Source organism: Methyloparacoccus murrellii (assembly GCF_054657115.1).
Map to the genome: position 1 here is coordinate 1 of NZ_BAAHXD010000077.1, position 5,329 is coordinate 5,329.

The window sequence follows — 5,329 nt, forward strand, 5'->3', positions numbered from 1 at the left end:
TTACCATGTTGAATGTGTTGATTACCGGCAAACTCGTCAAAGACCCACGCAGCGGGATCGGCAAGAACGGGTCGGTCTGGACCAGCGCATCCGTCCGAGTGCCCGTGCCGTTCGACTCGGAGGGCGCGGCGGATTCCATCTTTTGCTCGGTCATTGCCTTTGGCGATGAAGCGGCCAAACTGGCGCGGCTATCATCTGGCGATGCGGTGTCTATTGCAGGCACGGCCAGGCTCTCGACCTGGACCGGCAAGGATGGCGTCACCAAGCCGACGATGGACGTGCAGGCCATCGGGATTCTGACGGCTTATCAGCTCCGGCAGAAGCGGGGCAACGGTGAAGCCCAACTGGAACAGAAGTCGATGCCACAACGCGGCCATGAGCGCCAGGGGCAGCCCCCGGAGTTTGATGACCCCATGAGGTTTTGAAGATGAGCCAGCGAAAATCGCTACTGGCGGCGGAAGTGCTGGCGCTCCTCAAGAACCCGGCCCCAGGACTGAGGCAGACAGGGCCCACATGTGCCGAAATGCCTGGAAGGGCGGTGGGGTCACCGGCGGGAGATAAGCAAGCGGCTGAATGAGGAGCTACGCCCGGCCGCTAATCGGATAGCGGCAATGTGAACCAGCTTGAGGCCAAGTTGACGGGTCAACCACAAAAAAGGCCGGGCGACGTTGCGCTTGAAGTGGTGAACGGAAGAACGGGTTTGTCATCCCGATACACGCATAGGCAGTCTTCTGACCTGCTTTCTCGCCCAACACTGGCCTTTCGGGTGCTTCGTCCGTATGGGAGAAAGCCTTGCGGAGTTACCTGGCCTTTCCCAGGAGGGGACACATAAGGGGTCACAAAAATGAAAAAAGCCGATTGTGTTTAATCGGCTTCTAGCTAAGGGCTTGATTTAATTGGTCGGGGTGAGAGGATTCGAACCTCCGACCACCTGCACCCCATACAGGTGCGCTACCAGGCTGCGCTACACCCCGAAAGAACGGCATGATAACGAGAGAGCGCCGTTAAGTCAAAAATCAGGTGGTGTTGCCGAAGTGGGTGGTTCCCCCAGACGCAAAAGCCGGTCGGTCGAACCGCAAGGCGGATGCGTCCTGCTACCCGGTTGCCATGGGGCTGGCCATCGGCTGGGCCTGCTGGCGGGGTGGAGGTTCACCGATGACGGGTTTTGCCTCTGGCCGCTTTCGTGCTGCGATGGGATGGGTGTCGTCCGGGATTCCAGTGGTTTGCCGGGTGGCTGGATAGGTCCGCGTGGTGGCGCGAGCTCGTCTTGGCGAAAGATCGGGCTTGCCTGCGTTGCGTGACATTCTGCCGGACCGGATGATGCCGCTTGCTGCCATTGGCATGCTGGCGTGGGTGCGTCGCCTTGGCGTGCCGCGTAGTGGTTCGGCTTTTTCCGTCATGTGCGTGCGCGGCGTGTCTGTGGTGATGGCTGGCCCGGTGGAGGTGGGCCTTGCCATGGCGCCCTTTGGTCGCGGATTTGGTGTGAGCGTGCTGCCGATGGGCGGCTGCCACGACGTTCCGCGAGCCGTGGTGGTGTGACCAGTGGGTTGCCGGCCGTGCGTGGCGGCCGTGTCCTCTTGCCGCATGGCGGGATTTGCGGTGGACGGGGCGATGCCAGGCTGACCGGTCAACCCGCCGATAGCTGCGGACATGGGGCTCCCTGTAACCGGAAAAACTGCGGGAGTAGGATCGCGCACCGCCCCCGCTGCCCGTGTCCTCGTCGTCTTCGTCCTCTTCATCCTCCTCGTCCTCGGCCGCGAGGAGGATCGCGCCCTGCCAGGCGGCGGGACTTTGCGTGGGCAGGATCAGGCAGGTCGGGCCGATCGTCAGAAGCAGCAGGGACAGTAGTGTTTGTTTCACCGGGCGTCTGGTTCGGGAAGAAGGTTACCGTCTGGCCGTCTTGCGGCTGGCATCGTGGCCATCCCGGCGGAAAGGCAGATGCGATTGTCCCAGATTTTGCGTGGCGCAGATACGCATGCGGGGTGGTGGTCGCCGGGCGGCGCTCCGGTCATGTTGCCCGTCCCGCTTCAGGGAGGCAGCAGGTGCAACTGGTGCTGGGTCGGGCCGGGCAGGAAGGCGGACATCTGGCCATCAGCCCAGTCGGCCTGCTGGTCGCGGTAATGGGGCGACAGCGGATGCCCTGATTGTCCGCCCGGCATTTGCAGACTGGCAGCCTCCGGATGGTTGGGTGAGAGCACCAGCCGTTCGCTGGCGCCGTTGCGCTCGTGCAGCACCTTTACACAATTGCTGTTGCAGGCGCCGGGGATGGTGGGCATATCCAGCAAGCTTCCGGCCCGGGGTTGCATGCGGCTGAAGGGATGCTGGATGCGCACGGCGTTGACACGGCGCCATGGCAGTTGCGCCAGGGTGTCCACCCGGTACCGCTGTTTGAGCTCCCGGGCGCTGCCCAGCAGCGTCGCGCGCAGGTAGGCGTTCCAGTCCGGTTGCCCGCGCGCGCTGGCCAGTTGCGGCAGGCCCTGCCGGATCAGGGCCTGCAGGGGGGTATCCAGCTGGCGCCATTGATAGACGAAGTCGGGATCCGCCTGCCGGCAGCGGGCCACCAGAGGGTCGATCAGCGCCTGTGCCAGCACCGACCGCCAATGTACCAGCAGCGCGATACCCCGGCTGTCCGGTGCGAGTTGCCCGTCCCAGCCGGCTATCGCTGCGCGGACCTCGCGGGCCTCCGGTGAGAGGCTGGCCGTTTCCGGCAGTAGGGACAGCGCCAGCAGCTGATAAAACTCATAGAACCCGCCACGCATGTCCCGTTGCAGCGAATGCAGGTCACGCTCGTCGAGTCGCGGCTGTTCGGCCAGTCGCTGGCGGATGCGAAAGGCCCGATAGCCGTTGGCGGGATTGTGGCCAAGGCTATGCGGGTAGTCGCCGCCAACGGTGCGGTTGTTGGCGGTGGCGATATAGCCCTCGGGCGGATTCAGCAGGCGAGGCAGGGACGCCGGCGCCAGGTAACCCGACCAGCCCGCGCCGGTCGCGGCCCAGTTCTGGCTGGTGGCGCCATCGAATCCCCGTCGCTCCGGCAGCAGCCCGGTCAGGGTCCAGGCAATCTGGCCCCGCTCGTCGGCCAGGACGACATTCTGCGGCGGCGCGCCGAAGCGGTTGAAGAGGCGCATGGCGGCGTCCAGGGTCTCGGCCCGGTCGATGTCGAGCAATTCCAAGTTGATCGCGGCCGGATCCAGCGCTGTCCAGCGCAGGGCCACCGGGGCGCCCAGCAGGGGGCGTTCCGGCACCGGGCCCCAGAGGGTCCTGCGGATCGTCAGTTGCTCTGCTGGTGCGTCACGGATTTCGAGGACCTCCGTCGCTACGTCGAAAGGCTGCCAGCCTTCGGGTGTGCGATAAGCCTCGGGATGGTCCGGGTGGGTTTCCAGCCGGATCAGGTCCAGCACGTCGGCGTTCAGGTTGGTGAATCCCCAGGCGACATGACCGTTGCCGCCGGCCACGAGCAATGGCAGCCCGGGTATCGTCAGGCCATCCAGCCGGTGGTTGGCATAGCGGAGATGGGCGCGATACCACAGGTTGGGCACGCCCAGCGGCAGGTGCATGTCATCGGCAAGAATGGCGCGGCCATCGGCGGTCTTGCTGCCGCTGACCGCCCAATTGTTCGAGCCCAGGGTGAAGTCGTCGGTGCCCACGGCCGAAACCTGTTGCGACTGTCGGCGAGGGTCTGCCAGCAGCGCGGCAATGGCCTCGGTCGGTACTGACCGTTCGGGGCGCCGGGAGCGCTCACCGCCGGCCAGCGTGCGATCGAAGGCATCCGTATCGGGGGTCAGAAAGCCCGCCACCGCCGCCGGCAGGCAGGCCTGCATCAGCGTCAGCATGCGCTCCTCGGCCTCCGTGTCGGTCAGGGTCTGGAACATCGAGGCGCCGATCAACAGGCTGTCCGCTGGTGCCCAGCGCGCGGGCCGATAGTGCAGCAGACGGAATTCGGGCGGGAATTCCCGGGCCGTATCGATGACGGCATTGACGCCCTCGGTATAGGCGTCGAGCACCGCGCGCTGGTGCGCCGGAAGCCGCGCCACGGCCTGGAGGGCTACCCTGTCGAAGCCGTAGAGACGTTGCCGGCGATCCGCCGCCGCGGCCGGCTGGCCCAGCACCTCGGCCAGCCGGCCGGTCATCCGGCGGCGCAGCAGATCCATCTGGAACAGCCGGTCGCGCGCATGCAGGAAACCGAGCAGACGGTAGGCATCGAGCCGCGAGGCGGCCTGGATTTCGGCAATGCCTCTGGCGTCGAAGCGGATCGTCGCGGGCTCGCGCAGTCCCGGCAGCTGGATCTCGCCGTCCATTTGCGGCAATGATTGAGCGGCCCGGTCGATCTGGTAGGCGATGGGCGCCACGGCCAGCAACAGCACGAAGCCCAGCAGGAAGACGGCGCGTTTGAGGGTCATGCGATGGACGGATGGTTCATGGTCGGGCTGCACGCGGTCGCCGCCGCCGAGGCGGCATGGGTATCCGCGGAGGAAGCGTCTGGCCGGCAGGGCGGTTCGGATGCATGGGGTATACTGCCCGGTTTTTCGTTCAGCGAGCAATGCCATGAGACCGAGCGGCCGCCAGCCCGATCAGTTGCGTTCCATCCTCATCACGCCCCATTTCACCAAGCATGCCGAAGGTTCGGTCCTGGTCGAGTTTGGTGATACGCGCGTGATCTGCACCGCCAGCATCGAGGAGCGCGTGCCGCCGTTCCTGAAGGGCAAGGGCAGCGGCTGGATCACGGCCGAATACGGCATGCTGCCGCGAGCGACCCACGAGCGTTCCGGTCGCGAGGCGGCGCGGGGCAAGCAGGGTGGTCGCACCATGGAAATCCAGCGGCTGATTGGCCGGTCGCTGCGCGCGGCGCTGGATCTGGAAGCCCTGGGCGAGCGTACCCTCACCATCGACTGCGATGTCATCCAGGCCGACGGCGGTACGCGCACGGCCTCCATCACCGGTGGCTATGTCGCATTGCACCTGGCGGTCGAGCGCCTGATGAAGGCCCGGCGGTTGCGCGCCAATCCGACCCACGGGCAGATTGCCTCGGTTTCGGTGGGTATCTATCAGGGCGTTCCCGTGCTGGATCTGGACTACCGCGAGGACTGCGAGGCGGAGACCGACATGAATGTGGTCATGAACGAGGCCGGCGCCTTCATCGAGGTGCAGGGTACTGCCGAAGGGCATGCCTTCCACCGTCACGAACTGAATGCGATGCTCGATCTGGCAACCCGCGGCATTGCCGATCTGATGCAGCACCAGCGCGAGGCGCTGGAACGGACGCGTTCCTGAGAAAGCCGCGGGCGGGCGGGCCGGCCAGGCCGCCCGCCCTCCATGCCCGGGACGGCGACCA

Annotated in this window: 4 protein-coding genes and 1 tRNA gene; 3 read left to right on the forward strand and 2 right to left on the reverse strand. The window is 65.8% G+C overall.

Annotated elements, in window-relative coordinates; translation table 11 throughout:
- On the forward strand, positions 1–425 hold a 425-nt coding region (locus ACYQ1H_RS15005; protein WP_460028854.1), incomplete at its 5' end, for a single-stranded DNA-binding protein.
- A 472-nt stretch (positions 426–897) separates the two neighbouring features.
- Here ACYQ1H_RS15005 and ACYQ1H_RS15010 read toward each other — a convergent pair.
- Positions 898–974 (reverse strand) — tRNA-Pro (locus ACYQ1H_RS15010).
- Between the two features lie 319 nt (positions 975–1,293).
- Between ACYQ1H_RS15010 and ACYQ1H_RS15015 the strand changes: the two genes are divergently transcribed.
- On the forward strand, positions 1,294–1,539 hold the full coding sequence (locus ACYQ1H_RS15015) for a hypothetical protein (protein WP_460028855.1): 246 nt from the start codon (positions 1,294–1,296) through the stop codon (positions 1,537–1,539).
- Positions 1,540–2,027: 488 nt separating this feature from the next.
- Here ACYQ1H_RS15015 and ACYQ1H_RS15020 read toward each other — a convergent pair whose 3' ends face one another.
- Positions 2,028–4,397 carry a penicillin acylase family protein gene (locus tag ACYQ1H_RS15020; RefSeq protein WP_460028856.1) on the reverse strand — a complete coding sequence of 790 codons (2,370 nt, stop codon included), beginning with the start codon at positions 4,395–4,397 and terminating at the stop codon, positions 2,028–2,030.
- Positions 4,398–4,542: 145 nt separating this feature from the next.
- Here ACYQ1H_RS15020 and rph point away from each other — a divergent pair, with 145 nt between their 5' ends.
- Positions 4,543–5,268: a ribonuclease PH gene (gene rph, locus ACYQ1H_RS15025; RefSeq protein ID WP_460028857.1), complete on the forward strand. Its 726-nt coding sequence runs from the start codon at positions 4,543–4,545 to the stop codon at positions 5,266–5,268.
- The last annotated feature ends 61 nt before the right edge of the window (positions 5,269–5,329 follow it).